This is a genomic window from Pseudomonas sp. 1, from assembly GCF_056626735.1.
Genome location: NZ_JBWXMQ010000020.1, coordinates 39,611 through 58,559, shown reverse-complemented (window position 1 = coordinate 58,559; position 18,949 = coordinate 39,611). Strand labels below are relative to the sequence as shown.

Below are 18,949 nucleotides of genomic sequence, written 5' to 3'. Positions count from 1 at the left end.
GGACTCAATCCTGTCGGAGCAGGCCTGCTGGCGATGTCAGCCTGACAGCTGAGCAAAACAATGGTGTAGGACTCTGCGACGCCTCCTACAAGTTTTCCAGAAGCCTCCGATATTGAGTCGCTGTGTGGGCGGTGCTGTACTCGATGCTGTTTTTCAGCCTTGGTTGAGCAGCGTTGATGAAGAAACCGCCAGTATTGAAGGGTCGGGCCGATCCGGTCTTTGAGTTATTGATGCGACCGCCTCACAAGCAGCGTCTGGCGGATTATCTTGCGCTGCTCAAGCCGCTGGATGATCAGGGACGGTATCTGCCTTTTGAGGATTTGCGGTATCGCTGGGCCAGCGGGCTGGATTCGCGTTTGTGTTGGGCGCTGGTCAAGAAGGCGCGGGCCGCTCAGTACATTCATCTTCTGCCTCTGGGGGAGCCGGCGCAGTGGGGGAAGTTTGTGCCGACGCCAACCGCGCAGAAGGCCCTTTCAGTAGTTGATCGGCAAACCACGACGGCATCGCTGGAATACATGACCAGCCAGATAGGCGAGCGGGCGCATTTCAGTTATCTGCTCAACGATTTGATCGAGGATGAGGCGATCAGTAGCAGTCAGCTGGAGGGCGCCGCGACCACCACTCGTGTCGCCAAGGACATGCTCAAGCAACGGCGTCAGCCGCGTACGCCGGATGAGCGGATGGTCATGGGTAATTACCGGATGATGAATTTCGCCTGGGAAAAACGTTACGAACCTTTGAGCGTGGAGTTGATTGCGTCGATGCATCGGGTCGGTGTCGAGGGTATTGATGACGAGCAGTACGACCCCGGGCTTTTCAGGACGAACGATGAAGTGGTGGTGCAGGACGGCGAAGGGAATACCGTGCACTCGCCACCGCCTGCGGTCGGATTGGTGAGGCGACTGGATTTGCTCTCGCAGTGGATCAATCAACCACAGGGCTCACCTCGACAAAAAAACTACCTGCATCCGCTGATCAAGGCGATCACGCTGCACTTTGCCCTGGGCTATGAACATCCCTTTCGCGATGGCAACGGGCGGGTCGCCAGGGCGCTGTTTTACTGGTTCATGTTCAAGCACGAGTTTTCGGCGTTTCGCTATATCGCGATCAGTCTTTTACTGCGCAATGCGCCGGTAAAGTACGGGCGGTCGTATTTGCACAGCGAGGCTGATGAGCTCGACCTGACGTACTTCATCGAGTTTCAGTGTTCGGTGATTTTGCGGGCGGTGGAGGGTTTTACCGATGTGTACCGCAAGAGTGTGGCGTACAGCGAAGGCTTCGAACGCTGGCTGACCTGTTCGGGCTTTTTTGATCGGCTGACAGAGCGACAGCGGTCGATTTATCAGGTGGCCAGGAGCGGGGTGGCGAAGGAATTTACGGCGGGGAAAGTCAAGGAGCATCTTGGTTGTGCCTACAACACAGCGGTGTTGACGTTGAGCGGGTTGGTTGAACTGCAGGTTTTCGAGAAGAAAAAAATGGGACGCGAGTGGGTGTACTTTTTACGTGTGTCTGCTGGCGACGGATTGAACAACGGGAGTGAAAAAGCTCACTCCCGTGTGGTGCCGGTTTAGAGGGTACCGAACACTTTTTTCGCCAGACTCGTCGCCGCAGCAGCCGGGTTCTTGCGGATGGTTTCTTCCTGTTTGCCAATCATCTCGAACAGGCCGTTCAGCGCTTGTTCGGTCACGTAGCTTTCGATGTTGGCGCTCTTCGCATCGACCACCCCGAAGGTTGCGGCCTGGCCGGCGAAGGCGTTGTATTTCTGGGCTACGCCGACTTTGTCGGTCGCCTGTTTGACGATGGGCAGGAACTTGGTGCGGATCTGTTCGCGGCTGGATTTGTCCAGGTATCGGGTGGCGGAATCGTTGCCGCCGCTGAGGATGCCTTTGGCGTCTTCCACGCTCATTTTCTTCACGGCGTCGACGAGGATCGGCTGGGCCTGGGTGACGGCGGTTTCCGCAGCCTTGTTCATGGCGGTTTCCAGTTCCTCGACCTGGGCGCCCATGCCGAAGGCTTTCATCTTGCCGGCGACTTTGCCGAGTTTGCCCGGCAGTTCGATCTTCACGTCCGGATTGTTGCTGAAGCCGCCCGGAGTGCCGAGTTGTTTGACGGCCAGTTGCGCGCCTTGGGTCAGGGCATCCTTGAGACCGCCGGTGGCGTCGCCTTGCGACAGGTCGCTGAGGGACAGGGCCATGGCGCTGGCGGAGATCATCAGGCCCGCGCACAGGCCGGCGAAGCGAAGGGTAGGGCGGAGCATGAAGGCTTCCTTATTGATAGGTGCGTTAGCGGGCAGCGTCGACGCGGATCTTCAGCGGCTGGGGATCCTTGCCATCGAGCTGCACGGCATGGTTTTCGGTGGTGATGAACATCAGCTCGCCGTTGACTTCGATGCGTGCGCTGACCGAGTAGCGGTGGCCGGGTTTGACCTGGGTCGGATCGTAGCTCAAATGGAACGGCAGCGGCACTTGTCCCTTGATCGGGCCTTTCTGTTCATCGAGCACGACGGCCGGCGCATCGGCCAGCGAAACGTCCTGCAGGCTCACGCTCAAGGTCGCACTTGGCGGCAGGGCGATGCGCTGCAGGTAGAACACTTCGCCGTCGAGGCTCGCTTTGCCGCTCGGTGTGATGGATTGGCAAGCGCTCAACAAGGTGGCGGCGGCGAGAAGAGAAAGTTTTTTCATGGGGACCTCAAAAGACTTGAGCGCCAGAGGGGCGCCCAGAGAAATCTAGCGGATTTTGGATAATGAGTCAGTGAGCAAACGTAACGGTTCATTCAGCCACTGATTGATCATCCCCGACAGGCGCGATCGGGGCGCACGTGTCGCAGGTACAAGTTCAATATCTTCAGGAAATACGGACAGCCGTTGGTGATACCTGTTTTCTATTCCCGTCAGTGCATACCGTTTGCCCGGCACCACATGCTCCGGATCATATTTAAGATAAAACGAAGTGGCAGTTTCCTCATCGTGAGAAACGCGCGCCAGTTCGATATCGGGACTTTCGTTTTCATGCAGGCTGATGGTGATTGCCTGTTCGGGGGGAATCATTTTGGGTTCCTGCACTTCAACGTACAAGTAACCGATCGGACTCAGATGCAGCGTCTGGCGATGGGGCGCCTGATGAACAATGACGAAATGTGCCTGCTCCAGCAGCAAGGGTTGTCGATTGTGAAACAACTGGATGGTGATGCGGTATTTGACGCTGACTTCACTGTGTCGGTGCGGGAACCGGAAGTTCCACTGGCCGCCGACAATGGAGGGATGTCGCCAGTGTTTGATGTTTGTTGTTTGCCGGGGGTTGACCCGTTGAACATCGACAACGGTTTCATTATTTCCGTCGAGAGGGGCATTGAAGTCAGGTGGAAGGCTGAACGTTATATTGATGGTCTGCAAGGATTCATTAATCAGGCTCATATCGATTTCCTTATCGATTAAAAAGAGCCCATTAATTCATAAAACAACTAACTGGAAAACGATCCGGTCTTCCGGTTAGTTGTCCTCAAGTTTCAGGACGTCGGCGAGGTTGCAGTTTCCGCCGCATCCTCACTGCGATGTAGCGCCACCTGGCGGATCGACAATCGAATCTCCGCCGGCAACACCCGTTTGGCCGCGCCCTCGGCCAGTTCGCCTAGCAGTTCGTGATAACTCAATTTGCCTGCTTCGTCGCGACGCAGCACATCAAGATCGAGCATCGTCTGGATAAAGTGACGGAACAGGCTCTTGTCGAAAAACTCCGGCGCGTTCAGGCCATGCAGGATCGACAGGCGTTGGGCCATGACTGTGCACAGGTCTTCCAGTTCTTCGGCGCTGATGCTGTTCTGGCCGCTGTTGAGCAGCAGTGAAACCGTCATGTAAAAGCGTTGCAGGGTCTGGGCAATGCTCTTCGACAGCAACGTCAGCAGCACGAAATGCCGCGAGCTCGGCGCCGGGCGCAGGTACACGTCTTTCTCGAAGCGCAGCAGGCCTTGTTCGACGAAAGCCTCCAGCCACTGATCGATCACCGCATCCAGTTCGTCCAGGCTCCAGCGGATGAACAGCTCCGCTTGCAGATACGGATACAGCGCGCGGGTGTAACGCAGGATCTGCTCGCGGCTCATGCGCGAAGTGCTCTGGAAGAAGCTCGCCAGCAGCGCCGGCAGGGCGAAGATATGCAGCACGTTGTTGCGGTAGTAGGTCATCAGGACGGCGTTCTGCTCGTCCAGATAGAGAATCTTGCCCAGCGCATCGTTTTGCTCGGACAGCAGATCCATGTCTTTGACGTGTTCGATCAATGCCCGGCCATCACCCTCCGGCAGGGTGGTGTGCGGCGAGTACGGGACCTTGCGCAACAGCGCCAGATACAGATCCAGCACCCGCGCCATGGCCCGATCATCCAGCGCCAGACGAGTGGTCGACAGCAGCGCCAGCGCCACCAGGTTGACCGGGTTGATCGCTGCTGCTTCGTTCAAGTGCTGCGCGACTTTCTCGCCGAGACGATTGGTGGTTTCGTTGAGCCATGCCGGTTTGAACTGCGGGCCGAGTTCCTGCTGGCGCCAGCCCGGCTGTTCACTGTCGAGGAATTCCGCGAGTTTGATCGGCTCGCCGAAGTTCACCGCCACCTGGCCGAAACGCTGCTTGAGCGCGCCAATGACTTTGAAGATGTCGAAGATCGATTCTTTCTTCTTGCTCGCGCCGCGCAGTTCGCCGAGGTAGGTCCGGCCTTCGAGCACCCGCTCATAACCGATGTACACCGGCACGAACACGATCGGCATCCGCGACGAACGCAGGAAGCTGCGCATCGTGATCGCGAGCATCCCGGTTTTCGGTTGCAGCATGCGTCCGGTGCGCGAGCGACCGCCCTCGACGAAATACTCGACCGGGAAACCTTTGGTGAACAGGGTGTGCAGGTATTCGTTGAACACCGAGGTATACAGCGGATTGCCCTTGAACGTGCGGCGCATGAAGAATGCCCCGCCACGGCGCAGCAGGCTGCCGATCACCGGCATGTTGAGGTTGATCCCGGCGGCGATGTGCGGCGGGGTCAGGCCGTTGCGAAACAGCAAGTACGACAGCAGCAGGTAGTCGATGTGGCTGCGGTGGCACGGCACGTAGATCACTTCGTGGCCCTGGGCGACCGCCTGCACGCCTTCGATGTGGTTGACCTTGATCCCGTCGTAGATCTTGTTCCAGAACCAGCTCAGCACCACTTCCAGAAAACGGATCGCAGTGTAGGTGTAGTCCGAGGCAATCTCGTTGCCGTAGCGCAGGGCCTGGGCCTTGGCTTTTTCCGGCGAGATGTTTTCGCGCTCGGCTTCGTCGAGGATCGCCTGCCTGACCAACGGCTGGTTGAGCAGGCCTTTGACCAGGTTACGGCGGTGGGAAATGTCCGGGCCGATCACCGCAGCTTTCAGGTTGCGGAAGTGTACCCGCAGGATCCGCTGGGCCATGCGCACGGTGCGTTCGTGGCCCTTGTTGTGTTCGATCAGTTCGCGCAGGTGGATCGGCGCCGAGAACTGCACGCGGGTCTTGCGCCCCAGAATCATGATGCTCAGCAGCCGACGCAGGCGCCCGGTGACGGCCCAGCTGTCGGCGAACAGCAGTTTCCACGGGCTGTTTTCGCTGTCCGGCGACTGGCCCCAGAACACGCTGACCGGAATGATCTGCGCGTCTTCGGCAGCGTTCTGGCTGAGGGCGCTGACCAGTCGGGTCAGGGTCGGCGGTGCGCCGCGCTTGTCCTGGCGGCCGAGCCAGTCCGGGTCCGGCGTCAGGTAGAAGAACGCCGCCGGCTCGATCAGCGAACCCACGGACACCGGCAGCACCGGGCGCGGCAGGCCGGCCTTGGTGCACTCGGTGTCGACCACCGCCAGATCAGTCAGCGATGGATTTTGCAGGACGTAGAACACCGGACGACTGCGGTCGAGGTTGAGGGTGAACGACGACTGGTTGATCGTCTCGGAGCGAACCCAGAGATACAACAGTCGGCGCAAGGTGCCAAACACAAGACGGCGGAACGGGGAACGGGTCATACGGCTTCTGCGTGAGTGAATAAACCGAGCGTTTGCTCGGGCGGTCGATAGTGTGCCGGATTCATGGAAAATCGGCAAAAAAGCGGCGAAGTAATCTTCTGTTGAGAGTTTTGCCGCCTGTCATATACTCGGCGATCTGTCGCCGGGGCCCTCTTATGGACGTCGGACGCAGGCTGACGTTCCGCAAAGGCTTTCCTGCGAAAAGCCTGTTCAATAATAAAAAAGGAGTATGAACAGATGGCAACACGTGAAACCGGCAACGTGAAGTGGTTCAACGACGCCAAGGGCTACGGCTTCATTCAGCGCGAAGACGGGGTGGACGTGTTTGTGCACTACCGCGCGATTCGCGGCGAAGGCCACCGTTCGCTGACCGAGGGGCAGCAGGTTGAATACGCGGTGGTGGAAGGGCAGAAGGGGTTGCAGGCTGAAGACGTTGTAGGTCTGTAACGCAAATCTTCAGAACACCAAAAACACTGTGGGAGCGAGCTTGCTCGCGATAGCAGGCTGACATTCAGCATCATTGTTGACTGAAAGGGCCCCATCGCGAGCAAGCTCGCTCCCACAGGTTTTGTGCATTGTCTGTTACGCAGTCTTCCAGGTGATCTCTTCTTCACCATCGGCGCTGATCCGGATCCAGCGATCCGCCGTCTCTTCACCTTCTTCTTCAACCCACGTCCCCGGCGCGCAGCGTACTTCGACGTTCAGCGCGGCGAACGCGGCGCGGGCGCAGGCAATGTCGTCGTCCCATGGGGTCGCATCGCTTTCCAGGTACAGGCTGTTCCACTTGCCCACGGCTTTCGGCAGCCAGGTCACGGGGATGTTGCCGGCCTTGCACTTGTACGTCTGGCCTTTCTGTACCCATTCGCTGCACGGGCCAAGGGCGGCGCCCAGCCAGGCGGAAATGGCCTTGTGGTCGACGTCGGCGTCTTTCAGGTAAATCTCGATGTCCGGTTGGCGCATGGATGTCCTCACTGCGGGTCTGAAAAATCCATTCGCGGATTTAGCCGGCCCCGGGCTACTTGCCCGAGTCCAAAAGTTATTGAAGAACGAAATAATCGTAGCGCATCGATACGGTGGTCACGAACGGCTCGGCCTGCTCGATCACCGCCGCACGGCGCTCGGCACTGGCACGCCAGCCGTGGGGCGTCATCGCCAGCAGGTTGGCGCGATCCTCGGGCTTGTCCAGCGTCAGTTTGAATTCCAGGGTTTCACTGTGCGCCAGCGCCATGCCTTCCGGCACCAGGGCCAGGTGCTTGTCGTCGGTGTACTCGCGTACTTCGTCGTACAAGCGTTCGCGCAGTTCCATCAGATGGCCGCTGGTCGGGCCGACTTTCATCAGACCGCCGCCAACGCTGAGCAGGCGCTTGGCTTCTTCCCAGTCCAGCGGACTGAAAACGCTGGCCAGAAACTGGCAACTGCCGGAAGCCAAGGGCACGCGGGCCATGCTCGCAATCAACCAGGTCAGCTCCGGATTGCGTTTGCAGGCGCGTTTGACGGCTTCCTTCGAGATATCCAGCGCATAGCCATCAGCGTCCGGCAAGGCCTCGGCGATCTGCGCGGTGTAGTAACCCTCGCCACAACCGATGTCGACCCAACGGGCCGGCGCATAACTCGCCGCCAGTTCCGCCAGACGTTTGGCCACCGGCGCGTAATGGCCTGCGTTCAGGAAATCGCGGCGGGCCTCGACCATCGCCTGATTGTCGCCGGGATCGCGGCTGTTCTTGTGCTGCACCGGCAGCAGATTCAGGTAACCCTGACGCGCACGGTCAAAGCGGTGGCCGGCGGGGCAGGCCACGCCGTTGTCCACCGCGTTCAGCGGTTCACTGCAGATCGGGCACGCGAGCATCAGGCGAGCAACTTGATCAGGGTCTGGTAGTAGATTTCGGTCAGCACATCGAGATCGGCCGCCAGCACGCGCTCGTTGACCTGGTGGATGGTCGCGTTGACCGGGCCCAGTTCGACAACCTGCGTGCCCATGGTCGCGATGAAACGACCGTCCGAGGTTCCGCCACTGGTGGACGGCTTGGTCTCGCGGCCGGTGATCTGTTTGATGCTCGACGACACCGCGTCGAGCAGTGCGCCCGGCTCGGTGAGGAACGGCAGACCGGACAGCGCCCAGTCGATATGCCAGTCCAGACCGTGCTTGTCGAGGATGCCGGCAACGCGTTTCTGCAGGCCTTCGACGGTCGATTCGGTGGAGAAACGGAAGTTGAACAACGCCACCAGATCACCCGGGATCACGTTGGTCGCGCCGGTGCCGGAATTGACGTTGGAAATCTGGAAACTGGTCGGCGGGAAGAAATCGTTGCCGTGATCCCAATGCTCGGCGGCCAGTTCGGCCAGGGCCGGGGCAGCGAGGTGGATCGGGTTCTTCGCCAGGTGCGGATAGGCCACGTGGCCCTGCTCGCCGCGCACGGTCAGTTTGGCGCCGAGGGAGCCGCGACGACCGTTCTTCACCACGTCGCCCACCAGCGTGGTGCTCGATGGCTCGCCGACGATGCACCAGTCCAGTCGCTCGTTACGGGCTGCCAGACGCTCGACCACGGCCTTGGTGCCGTGATGCGCCGGGCCTTCTTCGTCGCTAGTGATCAGGAACGCGACCTTGCCCTTGTGATCCGGGTAGTCGGCGACAAAACGCTCGGCTGCCACAGTCATCGAGGCCAGGCTGCCTTTCATGTCCGCCGCGCCACGGCCGCAGAGCATGCCGTGCTCGTCGATCACCGCGTTGAACGGGTCGATCTGCCAGGCGGTCACCGGGCCGGTCGGCACCACGTCGGTGTGACCGGCGAAGCACAGCACCGGGCCGTCGCCTGTGCCGTGAGTCGCCCAGAAGTTATCCACATCTTCGATGCGCATCGGTTCCAATTGGAAACCGGCATCGCCCAGGCGCTGCATCATCTGCTTCTGGCAATCGGCGTCGACCGGCGTCACGGACGGACGGCGGATCAGGTCGATGGCGAGTTGGAGGGTCGGCGAAAGGTCGGCGTGGGCCGTCATGGAAAACTCCGGATGCTGTAAATGTGGGAGCGAGCTTGCTCGCGATGACGATGTCCTGTTCAACATAAGTGTTGAATGTGACGGACTCATCGCGAGCAAGCTCGCTCCCACAGGTCTAGTGGCAGGCCATCGGGGCCTTGGCCCTGCAAAATGGCGGTTATCTTAAAGCAAAACGGCGACCATTGGCCGCCGTTTAGTGCATCCGCAAGGATTTAGACCACCGGTGCCGGTTCAGGCGCAGCCGCAGGTTTTGGCAGCGACGACAGGAACGCCATGATCAGCGCCGCCACGTACGGCAGCGACTGCACCAGCAGCATGGCCACCCAGAAGCGCATGTCGTTGCTCGGAATGCCCTGCACCAGGAAGATCCCCAGCGCCGCGCCCCACAACAGCAGCATGATGAACAGCTCTTCCCGGGCCTCGGAAATCGCCACCCAGAAGCCATGGTTGTCAGCGTTTTTCGGGGTGCGGAAGAACGGAATGCTGCTGGTGAAGAAGCCATACAGCACCGCTTTGGCGATGGTGTGCGACAACGCCAGACCTGCCAGTGCCGCGCAGAACGCATCCTTCAGGTTCACGCCCACGGCGCGACGGTAGAGGAAGATGATCTTGCCGACCTTGAACACGAACAGCGCCAGCGGCGGAATCGCGAAGATCAGCAGCGGCGGGTCGACCCGTTGCGGCACGATGATCATCGCCGCCGACCACAACAGTGCGCCGACGGTGAAGAAGATGTTCATGCCGTCCGCGACCCATGGCAGCCAGCCCGCGAGGAAGTGGTAGCGCTGGCCGCGAGTCAGTTCGGTGTCCTTGCCGCGCAGCAGGCTGCGGGTGTGACGCTTGATGATCTGGATCGCACCATAGGCCCAGCGGAAACGCTGCTTCTTGAAGTCAATGAAGGTGTCCGGCATCAGACCCTTGCCGTAACTGTCGTGGTAGTACGCCGCCGACAGGCCTTTTTCGAATACCCGCAGACCGAGTTCGGCGTCTTCGCAGATGCACCAGTCGGCCCAGCCCAGTTCTTCCAGAACCGAACGACGGGTCATGGTCATGGTGCCGTGCTGGATGATCGCGTCGCGATCGTTGCGAGTGACCATGCCGATGTGGAAGAAGCCTTTGTATTCGGCATAGCAGAGCTTCTTGAAGGTGCTTTCGTTCTGGTCGCGGTAATCCTGCGGCGACTGCACCACGGCGATTTTCGGGTCGGCGAAGTGCGGCACCATGTGCTTGAGCCAGTTCGGGTGCACGCAGTAGTCGGAGTCGATCACCGCGATCACTTCGGCGTCCTTGGCAGTGTGCGGAATCAGGTAGTTCAGCGCGCCGCCCTTGAAACCGGCCAGGGGCGAGACGTGGAAGAACTTGAAGCGCGGGCCGAGGGTTTCGCAGTAGTCGCGCACCGGTTCCCAGACCGCCGGGTCCTTGGTGTTGTTGTCGATGATCAGGACTTCAAAGTCCGGATAGTCGAGGTTGGCCAGGGCGTCGAGGGTCTGTTTGACCATCTCCGGCGGCTCGTTGTAGCAGGGCACATGGATCGAGACTTTCGGGCGGTAGTCCGAATCGCCGAGCACCGGCAGGAATTCACGGCGACGCTTGTGAATCCACACCGCCTCGGCCAGTTCGTGGGCCTCGGTCAACAGCACGATGAACACCCCGAGCGCACCGAGCGCCAGCAGGAAGCCCACCGTCAGGCTGAACCACGTGCTGTATTGCTGGCTGTAGTCGTAACCGATCCACACCAGCACCGAACCGCAGAGGAACGCGATAAAGGTCAGGAAGGTGCGGCCGCGCTGGCGCAGGGCCGAGCCGTCGATCATCAGCAGGGTCAGCGACAACAGCGCCAGCACCACCGAACCGATGGCCAGCACGCGCCATTGCGGGATCGCCACCACCGGGCCTTCGAAGTTGAATTTCTGCTGACGCGCGGCGTTGAACACGCCCCAGTAAGCGCCGACCGAACCTTCGTCGCTGGCCTTCCAGGGTTGGTCAAACGCTTCGATCACGAAGTAGTTGAAGCCCTGGCGGTTGAGCTTGTTGACCAGCGTGCGCAAGTAGATCGCCTGATCCGCCGGCGACGCATCGGCGCCACCGCGCATGCGGCCGTTGCTCGGCCAGCCCACCTCGGACAGCAGCAGCGGTTTTTTCGGGAACATCTTTTTCAGGTCGCGGGCGCGGTCGAAAACGAACTGCCCGGCCTTGTCCACCGGGATGAACTCCCAGTAGGGCAGAACGTGCGCGGCGATCAGGTCGACGTGCTTGGCCAGCTCCGGGTGTTCTTCCCAGACGTGCCACTGTTCGGAGGTGGTCACCGGCACTTTCACGGCCGCGCGCACCCGGTCGAGCAGTACGCTGAGTTCTTTGGCGGTGATTTCCTTGCGGAAGATCGCCTCGTTGCCGACCACTACGCGAACCACGCTGCGCGAGGTATTGGCCAGTTCGATGGCGCGGGTGATTTCCCGCTCGTTGCGTTCCTGGTCGGGGCTGATCCAGATCCCCAGGGTCACGCGCAGACCGAATTCTTCCGCCAGTTTCGGGATGTCCTGCAGGGAACCGTCGACCGAGTAGATACGGATGTTGTCCGTCAGCTTGCTCATGATCTCCAGGTCGCGGCGCATTTCATCGTCGGACGGATACTGATCTTTCTGTGGGAACTGTCCCTGCTGGAACGGTGAATAGGAGAAACCGGAGATCTGCTCCGGCCAGTTCGGCGCGGAGACGGGGCGATTGATCAGCGCCCAGAAACCGGTGAACAGGGCGGCGATTGCCAGAACCACCACCAGGTTGAGTCCAAATTTACGCGATGACATAGCTGTGTCGGGTTCCAAAGGCTGTGGAACGAAGGGTCGGCTGGTTGACGCCAAGAGGGCGCGCATCCTACACCGGCAGTTCGCCGAGTCCTACAAGAGACAGGGAAATGCCGGATGTTGGGCAATCCAACCCGACTTAAGTTCTTTCGTTTCAGCGTGTAAGACAAATCTTTGTTACGTGCAGCCTTAATTAAAGCAGGCGTGTTCGCCGTTCATAGCGCAAAGATGCTCTTGGCCGCCGACGGCTCTATAATGCGCGCCGGTTTTCAGGGTAACGGTCATGAGTACAGAAGATCCGCGGTTTGCAGGCATCGCCCGTTTGTATGGCATCGAGGGTCTTGAGCGCCTGCGTGCAGCCCATGTGGCGATTGTCGGCGTTGGCGGCGTCGGTTCCTGGGCGGCGGAAGCGATGGCCCGTTGTGGGGTGGGCGAGATTTCGCTGTTCGACCTCGACGACGTCTGCGTCAGCAACGCCAACCGTCAGTTGCACGCGCTGGACAGCACCGTCGGCAAGCCCAAGGTCGAAGTGATGGCCGAGCGTCTGCGCGGAATCAACCCGGACTGCAAGGTGCACGCGGTGGCGGACTTCGTCACCCGCGACACCATGGCCGAATACATCACGCCGAACATCGACTGCGTGATCGACTGCATCGACGCCGTCAACGCCAAGGCTGCGCTGATCGCCTGGTGCAAGCGCCGCAAGATCCAGATCATTACCACCGGCGGCGCTGGCGGGCAGATCGATCCGACGCTGATTCAGGTCTGCGACCTCAACCGGACCTTCAACGATCCGCTGGCCTCGAAAGTGCGCTCGACGTTGCGCCGCGACTACGGCTTCTCGCGTACCGTGACCCGTCACTACAGCGTGCCGTGTGTGTTCTCCACCGAACAACTGCGCTATCCGAAACCGGACGGCAGCATTTGCCTGCAGAAGAGTTTTGTCGGTGACGGCGTGAAGCTGGACTGCGCCGGCGGGTTTGGTGCGGTGATGATGGTGACGGCGACATTCGGCATGGTCGCGGCGACCAAGGCGGTGGACAAGATTGTGGCGGGTGTCCGGCGCCCGGCGGATCGAGTCAAGCCTCAGGCCTGACCAGTGACCGATCGTTCCCACGCTCCGCGTGGGAATGCAGCCCGGGACGCTCCGCGTCCCAAATCAAGAGCCGAGCGCGGAGCGTCCGTTGAGGCATTCCCACGCAGACGGTTCGACGCCTCGACGTGTTAACGATCAGTCAAGAGCGAGTTCACGCATCCGCTGCAACACGGCATTCAAGCCATTGCTGCGCGACGGCGACAACTGCCGCGACAGTCCCAATTGATTGAACCAGTCCGGCAGATCCACCTGCTGCAATTCGCCAGCGGTCAAGCCGTTGACCCGCAACAGCAACAACGCGACCAACCCGCGAATCATCCGCGCATCGCTGCTGGCCGCAAACTGCCAGCGGCCGTCGCGCAACTCGCCAACCAGCCACACCTGACTTTCACAGCCGTGCACCCGATTGGCCTCGCATTTGTCTGCGTCGCTCAGCAGCGGCAGGCGATCACCAAACTGCATCAACAGCCGCGCACGCTGTTCCCATCCAGCGGCGTTCTGAAACGTTTGCAGCGCTTCGGCGGCTTCGACCGGCAGGCTCATCGCAACAACTCCAGCGCCTGATCCAGCGCTTCAAAAAACCGCTCCAGATCTTCGGAATCGTTGTACAGCGCCAGCGACACACGAATCGCCCCGACCAGCTCGAAACGTTTGAGCAGCGGCATCGCGCAGTGATGCCCGGCACGCACGGCGATGCCTTGTTCGGTCAGCAAGTGCGCGAGATCGGCGTTGTGCACGCCTTCGACGACAAAACTGGCCAGCGCCAGCTGCGGTTTGCCCAGCAGACGAATGCCATTGCGAGCGGCGAGGCCACGCAACAGGTAATCGTGCAGTGCGGCTTCGTGGGCGGACACCGCGTCCTGATCAAGGCCGGCCAGATAGTCGAGGGTCGCACCGAGGCCGATCACGCTGGCAATCGGCGGCGTTCCGGCCTCGAAGCCCAGTGGCGCCGGGCGGTAACGTGCGTCGTGGTAATTGGCTTCCAGCACCATTTCGCCACCGAACTGCCACGGGCGAAGTTGCTCCAGCGCCGGGTTGCGTCCGAACAGCACGCCGAGGCCATCGGGGCCGTACAGCTTGTGGCTGGAAAACACATAAAAGTCGCAACCCAGCGCCTGCACGTCATGCCGGCCATGGACCACGCCTTGAGCGCCATCGACCACGGTCAGCGCGTTATGCGCCTTGGCCATCGCCAGCAGCGCCGGCAGCGGTTGCCACGCGCCAAGCACGTTGGACAACTGGCTGACCGCCAGCAAACGAGTGCGCGGGCCGATCAGGTGAACGGCGGCAGCGAGGTCGATCACGCCGTCATCGTCCAGCGGCAGGATTACCAGCTTCAGGTCGCGACGTTGGGCCAGTTGCTGCCATGGGAGCAGGTTGGCGTGATGCTCCAGGGCGCTGATGACAATTTCATCGCCCGGATGGAAAAGATGTTCCAGGCCATACGCCAGGAGGTTCAGCGCACTGGTGGCGCCGTGGGTGAAGATGATCTGCCCGCTGTCACCGGCATTCAGCCACTGGGCAACCTTCAGGCGACTGTCCTCGAACGCCTGCGTGGCGTGGGCGCCGGGCAGGTGCTGGGCACGGTGCACGTTGGCTGCGCCATTGGCGTAGTAATGAGCCAGCGCATCGAGCAGGGCCTGGGGTTTTTGCGTGGTGGCGGCGTTGTCCAGGTAAGTCTGGTCTTGCCGTTGCAGGGCGGCGATGGCCGGGAAATCGGCGCGCCAGGGGGAGGGAATCATCACGGTTTCAAGCCCTGGTGAAGATGGGCGGGTTAACGCCGAACCCTGTGGCAGCGGGCTTGCCTGCGATGGCGATCGTTCGACCGCCATGGCAAACAGGCCGGCTTCCTCAGGTGAGCTCTGGCGCTTAGTTGTGAGCGTGCAGCGCTTCGTTCAGTTCGATCGCCGATTTGTGGGTCTTGCACTCCACGGCGCCGGTTTCCGAATTGCGACGGAACAGCAGGTCGGTCTGACCGGCCAGTTCACGGGCCTTGACCACTTTGACCAGGTTGTTGTGCTCGTCCAGCAGTGCAACCTTGGTGCCGGCGGTCACGTACAGGCCCGACTCCACGGTGTTGCGGTCGCCCAACGGGATACCGATACCGGCGTTGGCGCCGATCAGGCAGCCTTCGCCGACCTTGATCACAATGTTGCCGCCGCCCGACAGGGTGCCCATGGTCGAGCAGCCGCCGCCCAGGTCCGAACCCTTGCCGACGAACACGCCAGCGGAGACGCGGCCTTCGATCATGCCCGGGCCTTCGGTGCCGGCGTTGAAGTTGATGAAACCTTCGTGCATCACGGTAGTGCCTTCGCCCACATAAGCGCCCAGGCGCAGACGTGCGGCGTCAGCGATACGCACGCCGGCCGGTACCACGTAGTCGGTCATTTTCGGGAACTTGTCCACCGAGAACACTTCCAGCAGTTCGCCACGCAGACGGGCTTCGAGTTGCAGCTCGGCCAGTTCGCTCAGGTCGATGGCGCCCTGGCTGGTCCAGGCCACGTTTGGCAGCAGCGGGAAGATCCCGGCCAGGCTTACGCCGTGCGGCTTGACCAGACGATGGGACAGCAGGTGCAGCTTCAGGTAAGCCTCAGGGGTGGAAGTCAGCTGAGTGTCTTCGGCCAGCAGGGTCGCGACCAGCGGCTTGTGGCTTTCAGCCAGACGGGTCAGCAGCTTGCCTTGTACCGCGTCGATGCCTTTCACGGCTTCAGCCAGTTGCGCAGCCTGGGCGGTGGTGAAGGTGATGGCCTGGTTGCCTTCGGTGTAGCCGAGGATCGGTGCAACAGCGGCAACCAGTTCGGCCGAAGGGTTCAACAGTGGCTGAGCGTAGAACACTTCCAGCCACGCGCCTTGACGGTTCTGGGTGCCGACGCCGAAGGCGATACTGAACAGGGAGTTGGACATGTGAATACCTCTACAAAAAGTGACGGGCTGCTTACTTGAGCGCGGCCGCGTAGATATCTGGCTTGAAGCCAATCAGGGTTCGGTCACCGAGATCGAGCACCGGACGCTTGATCATCGAGGGTTGAGCGAGCATCAGCTCGATGGCTTTCGACTGGTCGAGATCGGCTTTGCGTTCGTCGTCGAGTTTGCGAAAGGTCGTGCCTGCGCGGTTCAACACCGTTTGCCAGCCATGCTCGTCGCACCATTGGGTCAGGTGCTCACGGTCAATGCCGGCGGTCTTGTAATCGTGGAAGTCATAGCTGACAGCGTGTTCATCGAGCCAGGTGCGCGCCTTTTTCATGGTGTCGCAGGCTTTGATGCCGAAAAGGTGCAACGTTTTGCTTGAAACGGTCAAGGAATCGCCCCCTTTACAGGTGCTGGAAAAAAATGGTGTCGGATTATGCCATGACCAGACGGTTTCGCGGCGCCCAGGTTGCTTCTGCTGAGGGTGCCTGCGACATAGGTGCAACGGTCATTCACAGCCTGAGCGGCTAATATGGCAGTTCAACGCTGTCGATTGTCCGGGATTTCCGCTTTATGCAAACCGCTTATACCGTCCTGATCCTGCTGATGCTGGTCAGTGTCTCGCGCCTGGTTGGACGGGTGATTCCGCTGCCGCTGCCACTGGTACAGATCGCCGCCGGTGCCTTGCTGGCCTGGCCGACCCTCGGTCTGCACGTGGCCCTTGATCCCGAACTGTTCCTGTTTCTGTTCTTGCCGCCGCTGCTGTTTTCCGATGGCTGGCGCATGCCCAAGCGTGAACTGTGGCGCTTGCGCGGCCCGGTACTCACGCTGGCGGTCGGGTTGGTGCTGTTTACCGTGGTCGGGGCCGGTTACTTCATTCACTGGTTGCTGCCGACGATTCCGCTGCCGGTGGCCTTCGCGCTGGCGGCGGTGCTGTCCCCGACCGACGCCGTGGCGGTCTCGGCGATTTCCCAGAACCGCTTGCCCACGCCGCTGATGCACATGCTGCAGGGCGAGGCGTTGATGAACGATGCGTCGGGTCTGGTGACGTTCAAATTCGCGCTGGTAGCGGCGGTCACCGGTGCGTTTTCCCTGGCCAATGCCAGCCTGACCTTCGTGCTGGTCGCGGTCGGCGGGCTGGCGGTCGGCGTGGCGCTGAGCTGGCTGGTCGGCCGGTTGCGCGCCTGGATGATCGCCCGGGGCTGGGACGATCCGGCGACCCACGTGGTGTTCATGTTGCTGCTGCCATTCGCCGCTTACGTGCTGGCCGAACGGCTTGGCGCGTCAGGCATTCTTTCGGCGGTGGCGGCGGGGATGATGCAGAGCTGGCTCGATCTGCTGCCGCGCCAGACCAGCACCCGGTTGCTCAACCGCAGCGTCTGGTCGTTGCTGGAGTTCGCCTTCAACGGTTTGATCTTTCTGCTGCTCGGCCTGCAACTGCCGGACATCATTAAAGCGGTGGTCAGCCACGAGACGTCATTGTGGCCGACCCTGTTCTATCGCTGTCTCGATGTGGTGGCGATTTTCCTGGCGCTGGTGTTGTTGCGCTTCATCTGGGTGCAGAGCATCTGGCGGCTGTCGGTGTTGCTGCGCCGCGTGCGCGGCAAGGGTGATCTGACGCAAGTGCCGACGGCCCGGTCCTGCTGGCTGCTGACCGTCGGTGGCGTGCGCGGGGCGGTGACCCTGGCAGGTGTGATGTCGGTACCGATGCTGATGGGTGGCGAGGCGTTCCCCGAGCGCGATCTGCTGATCTTCATCGCCGCCGGGGTGATCCTGTTGTCGCTGGTGGCGGCCTGTATTGCGCTGCCTTTGCTGTTGCGCGGCATCGAAAAGAGCCCGGACGACAAGCGCCGCCAGGAAGTGCGCGACGCCTGGCGCAAGACGGCGGAAGCGGCGATCCATGCGCTGGAGACCGAGGAGGTCAACCCGCAGGACGCCGCGCAAGCCGCGCTGGCAGCGGAGCTCAAGGCGCGGATCATGTCCGAATACCGCCATCAACTGGAAGTCTTCAATGACTCGGCCGAAGCCCAGGCTCTGGCGTTCCAGATGGATCTGCTGGAGCGTCGTCTGCGACTCAAGGCACTGCGTGCGCAACGCCTCGAGTTGTACAGCCTCAGCCGTCAGCACCAGATTGGTGACGACGTGTTGCGTGAGGTGCTGGGCGAGCTGGACTTGAGTGAGGCGAATCTGGGGCAGGTCAAATAAGCCACTGACGCCCCTTGGATATCAGTCGAGCGATGTTCGATGTCAGTGGGTGCGGTTCAGTTCAAGTTCGCCAGGCGTTGCGCCTGGCGAACTTTTGCGTTTCAAGGGGCCGGTTTATTTTGGATAAAGCAGCTTCATCAACTGTTTGTCCTTTTTGCTGATCTTGCGGTTTATCGGAACTTCCCAGTCGCCGATCGTCAGGTCGTTCGATACGGGGTGATGCATGATCGAACGCTTGTCGTAGGCAAGATAAAGCGCATCCCGCGTATCAAAGGACGCGAACAGGTTGTAGTCGACCTGTTCGCGGGTCAGTGGATTCATTTCCCGATTCTGATAAAACGCGTACACCTTGGGTTTATCCCATGGAATATTGGCTTGTGGGTGCTGATGCTCATGCATGGCGCCCAGTGCATGGCCGAACTCGTGCATTACGGTGACCTCGAAGTCGGCATGGTCCGGCGTGACGCCCAGGTTCATTGTCGGATGGTCGGGATGAATCAGAAGTGCATCGGTGCCCAGCATCGAACTGTTGTCATTGTTTCGGGTGGCGATGCGGATATCACCCTTCAGATCGTCGACGAATTCAAACTTGAGATTGATATAAGGCAGCCATTTGCTGGCTGCATTGATAATCCCTGTTTTACGAGCGGCATCGGGTGCATCCATGAACTCGATTTTCAACGTGCGACCATTGGCCCAGAGTTTCGAGTAATCGACCACGGAGCGTTTGCGGCGAGTGCCGGGTGTGGTTGGGGTGCCGGCATTCGCCGGGTTCTCGTTGATGGCGGCTGTGTAAGCAGCCTGATCGTCAGGCCACTGAATCAGTCGGCAATCCAGAAGTTCTTTCATTGTTCACTTCTTCCTTGAAGTTGAAGATCGATTTCAGGTGATGCGCAAAAGGGCGCGGCTCAAGACTAACGTCTGGCTGCGCAAAAGCGA

Annotated in this window: 17 protein-coding genes; 4 read left to right on the top strand and 13 right to left on the bottom strand. The window is 60.6% G+C overall.

Going from position 1 to position 18,949, the window contains the following annotated elements:
* Positions 1-176: 176 nt before the first annotated feature.
* A complete protein-coding gene (locus tag AC1MDC_RS24990; RefSeq protein ID WP_480393878.1) occupies positions 177-1,571 on the top strand; it encodes a Fic family protein in 1,395 nt (464 codons plus the stop codon).
* Here the strand turns inward: AC1MDC_RS24990 and AC1MDC_RS24985 are convergent.
* The 4 genes from AC1MDC_RS24985 to plsB all read right to left on the bottom strand — a co-directional run bounded on the left by AC1MDC_RS24985 (position 1,568) and on the right by plsB (position 6,004).
* On the bottom strand, positions 1,568-2,257 hold the full coding sequence (locus tag AC1MDC_RS24985; RefSeq protein WP_085697315.1) for a DUF4197 domain-containing protein: 690 nt from the start codon (positions 2,255-2,257) through the stop codon (positions 1,568-1,570). The genes AC1MDC_RS24990 and AC1MDC_RS24985 overlap by 4 nt on opposite strands.
* A 25-nt stretch (positions 2,258-2,282) precedes the next feature.
* Positions 2,283-2,681: a YbaY family lipoprotein gene (locus AC1MDC_RS24980; RefSeq protein ID WP_266200851.1), complete on the bottom strand. Its 399-nt coding sequence runs from the start codon at positions 2,679-2,681 to the stop codon at positions 2,283-2,285.
* 45 nt (positions 2,682-2,726) lie between these two features.
* A complete protein-coding gene (locus AC1MDC_RS24975) occupies positions 2,727-3,413 on the bottom strand; it encodes a hypothetical protein (RefSeq protein ID WP_480393877.1) in 687 nt (228 codons plus the stop codon).
* Positions 3,414-3,505: 92 nt separating this feature from the next.
* A complete protein-coding gene (gene plsB / locus AC1MDC_RS24970) occupies positions 3,506-6,004 on the bottom strand; it encodes a glycerol-3-phosphate 1-O-acyltransferase PlsB (protein WP_085697318.1) in 2,499 nt (832 codons plus the stop codon).
* A 237-nt stretch (positions 6,005-6,241) separates the two neighbouring features.
* On the opposite strand from plsB, the gene AC1MDC_RS24965 reads away from it, so the two are divergent.
* Positions 6,242-6,451: a cold shock domain-containing protein gene (locus AC1MDC_RS24965; RefSeq protein ID WP_007954750.1), complete on the top strand. Its 210-nt coding sequence runs from the start codon at positions 6,242-6,244 to the stop codon at positions 6,449-6,451.
* A gap of 135 nt (positions 6,452-6,586) precedes the next feature.
* Here AC1MDC_RS24965 and AC1MDC_RS24960 read toward each other — a convergent pair whose 3' ends face one another.
* From AC1MDC_RS24960 to AC1MDC_RS24945, 4 genes are all read right to left on the bottom strand, one after another.
* Positions 6,587-6,964, bottom strand: coding sequence for a hypothetical protein (locus AC1MDC_RS24960; protein WP_085697319.1), 378 nt, complete (start codon positions 6,962-6,964; stop codon positions 6,587-6,589).
* Positions 6,965-7,040: 76 nt separating this feature from the next.
* Complete coding sequence (locus AC1MDC_RS24955; RefSeq protein WP_480393876.1) at positions 7,041-7,850, bottom strand: putative RNA methyltransferase; 810 nt, start codon at positions 7,848-7,850, stop codon at positions 7,041-7,043.
* Positions 7,850-9,001: a succinyl-diaminopimelate desuccinylase gene (gene dapE, locus AC1MDC_RS24950; protein ID WP_480393875.1), complete on the bottom strand. Its 1,152-nt coding sequence runs from the start codon at positions 8,999-9,001 to the stop codon at positions 7,850-7,852. The genes AC1MDC_RS24955 and dapE overlap by 1 nt, the downstream gene beginning before the upstream one ends.
* Positions 9,002-9,213: 212 nt before the next feature.
* Entirely contained in the window at positions 9,214-11,805 is a 2,592-nt protein-coding gene (locus AC1MDC_RS24945) for a glycosyltransferase (RefSeq protein ID WP_480393874.1), read from the bottom strand.
* 280 nt (positions 11,806-12,085) lie between these two features.
* Here AC1MDC_RS24945 and tcdA point away from each other — a divergent pair, with 280 nt between their 5' ends.
* Complete coding sequence (gene tcdA, locus AC1MDC_RS24940; RefSeq protein ID WP_007954759.1) at positions 12,086-12,898, top strand: tRNA cyclic N6-threonylcarbamoyladenosine(37) synthase TcdA; 813 nt, start codon at positions 12,086-12,088, stop codon at positions 12,896-12,898.
* Positions 12,899-13,033: 135 nt separating this feature from the next.
* Here tcdA and AC1MDC_RS24935 read toward each other — a convergent pair whose 3' ends face one another.
* The 4 genes from AC1MDC_RS24935 to AC1MDC_RS24920 all read right to left on the bottom strand — a co-directional run bounded on the left by AC1MDC_RS24935 (position 13,034) and on the right by AC1MDC_RS24920 (position 16,196).
* On the bottom strand, positions 13,034-13,441 hold the full coding sequence (locus AC1MDC_RS24935; protein WP_227234579.1) for a SufE family protein: 408 nt from the start codon (positions 13,439-13,441) through the stop codon (positions 13,034-13,036).
* Positions 13,438-14,643: an aminotransferase class V-fold PLP-dependent enzyme gene (locus AC1MDC_RS24930; protein WP_480393873.1), complete on the bottom strand. Its 1,206-nt coding sequence runs from the start codon at positions 14,641-14,643 to the stop codon at positions 13,438-13,440. The genes AC1MDC_RS24935 and AC1MDC_RS24930 overlap by 4 nt, the downstream gene beginning before the upstream one ends.
* Before the next feature lie 124 nt (positions 14,644-14,767).
* Positions 14,768-15,802 (bottom strand): 2,3,4,5-tetrahydropyridine-2,6-dicarboxylate N-succinyltransferase, encoded by a 1,035-nt coding sequence (dapD, locus tag AC1MDC_RS24925; RefSeq protein ID WP_085697324.1) that lies wholly within the window; start codon positions 15,800-15,802, stop codon positions 14,768-14,770.
* A 31-nt stretch (positions 15,803-15,833) separates the two neighbouring features.
* Positions 15,834-16,196 carry an ArsC family reductase gene (locus AC1MDC_RS24920; protein WP_003222107.1) on the bottom strand — a complete coding sequence of 121 codons (363 nt, stop codon included), beginning with the start codon at positions 16,194-16,196 and terminating at the stop codon, positions 15,834-15,836.
* 182 nt (positions 16,197-16,378) lie between these two features.
* Here AC1MDC_RS24920 and AC1MDC_RS24915 point away from each other — a divergent pair, with 182 nt between their 5' ends.
* Positions 16,379-18,010, top strand: coding sequence for a Na+/H+ antiporter (locus tag AC1MDC_RS24915; RefSeq protein ID WP_266200841.1), 1,632 nt, complete (start codon positions 16,379-16,381; stop codon positions 18,008-18,010).
* A gap of 114 nt (positions 18,011-18,124) precedes the next feature.
* Here the strand turns inward: AC1MDC_RS24915 and AC1MDC_RS24910 are convergent, their stop codons facing one another.
* Positions 18,125-18,859, bottom strand: coding sequence for a M12 family metallopeptidase (locus tag AC1MDC_RS24910; RefSeq protein ID WP_480393872.1), 735 nt, complete (start codon positions 18,857-18,859; stop codon positions 18,125-18,127).
* Positions 18,860-18,949 lie beyond the last annotated feature (90 nt).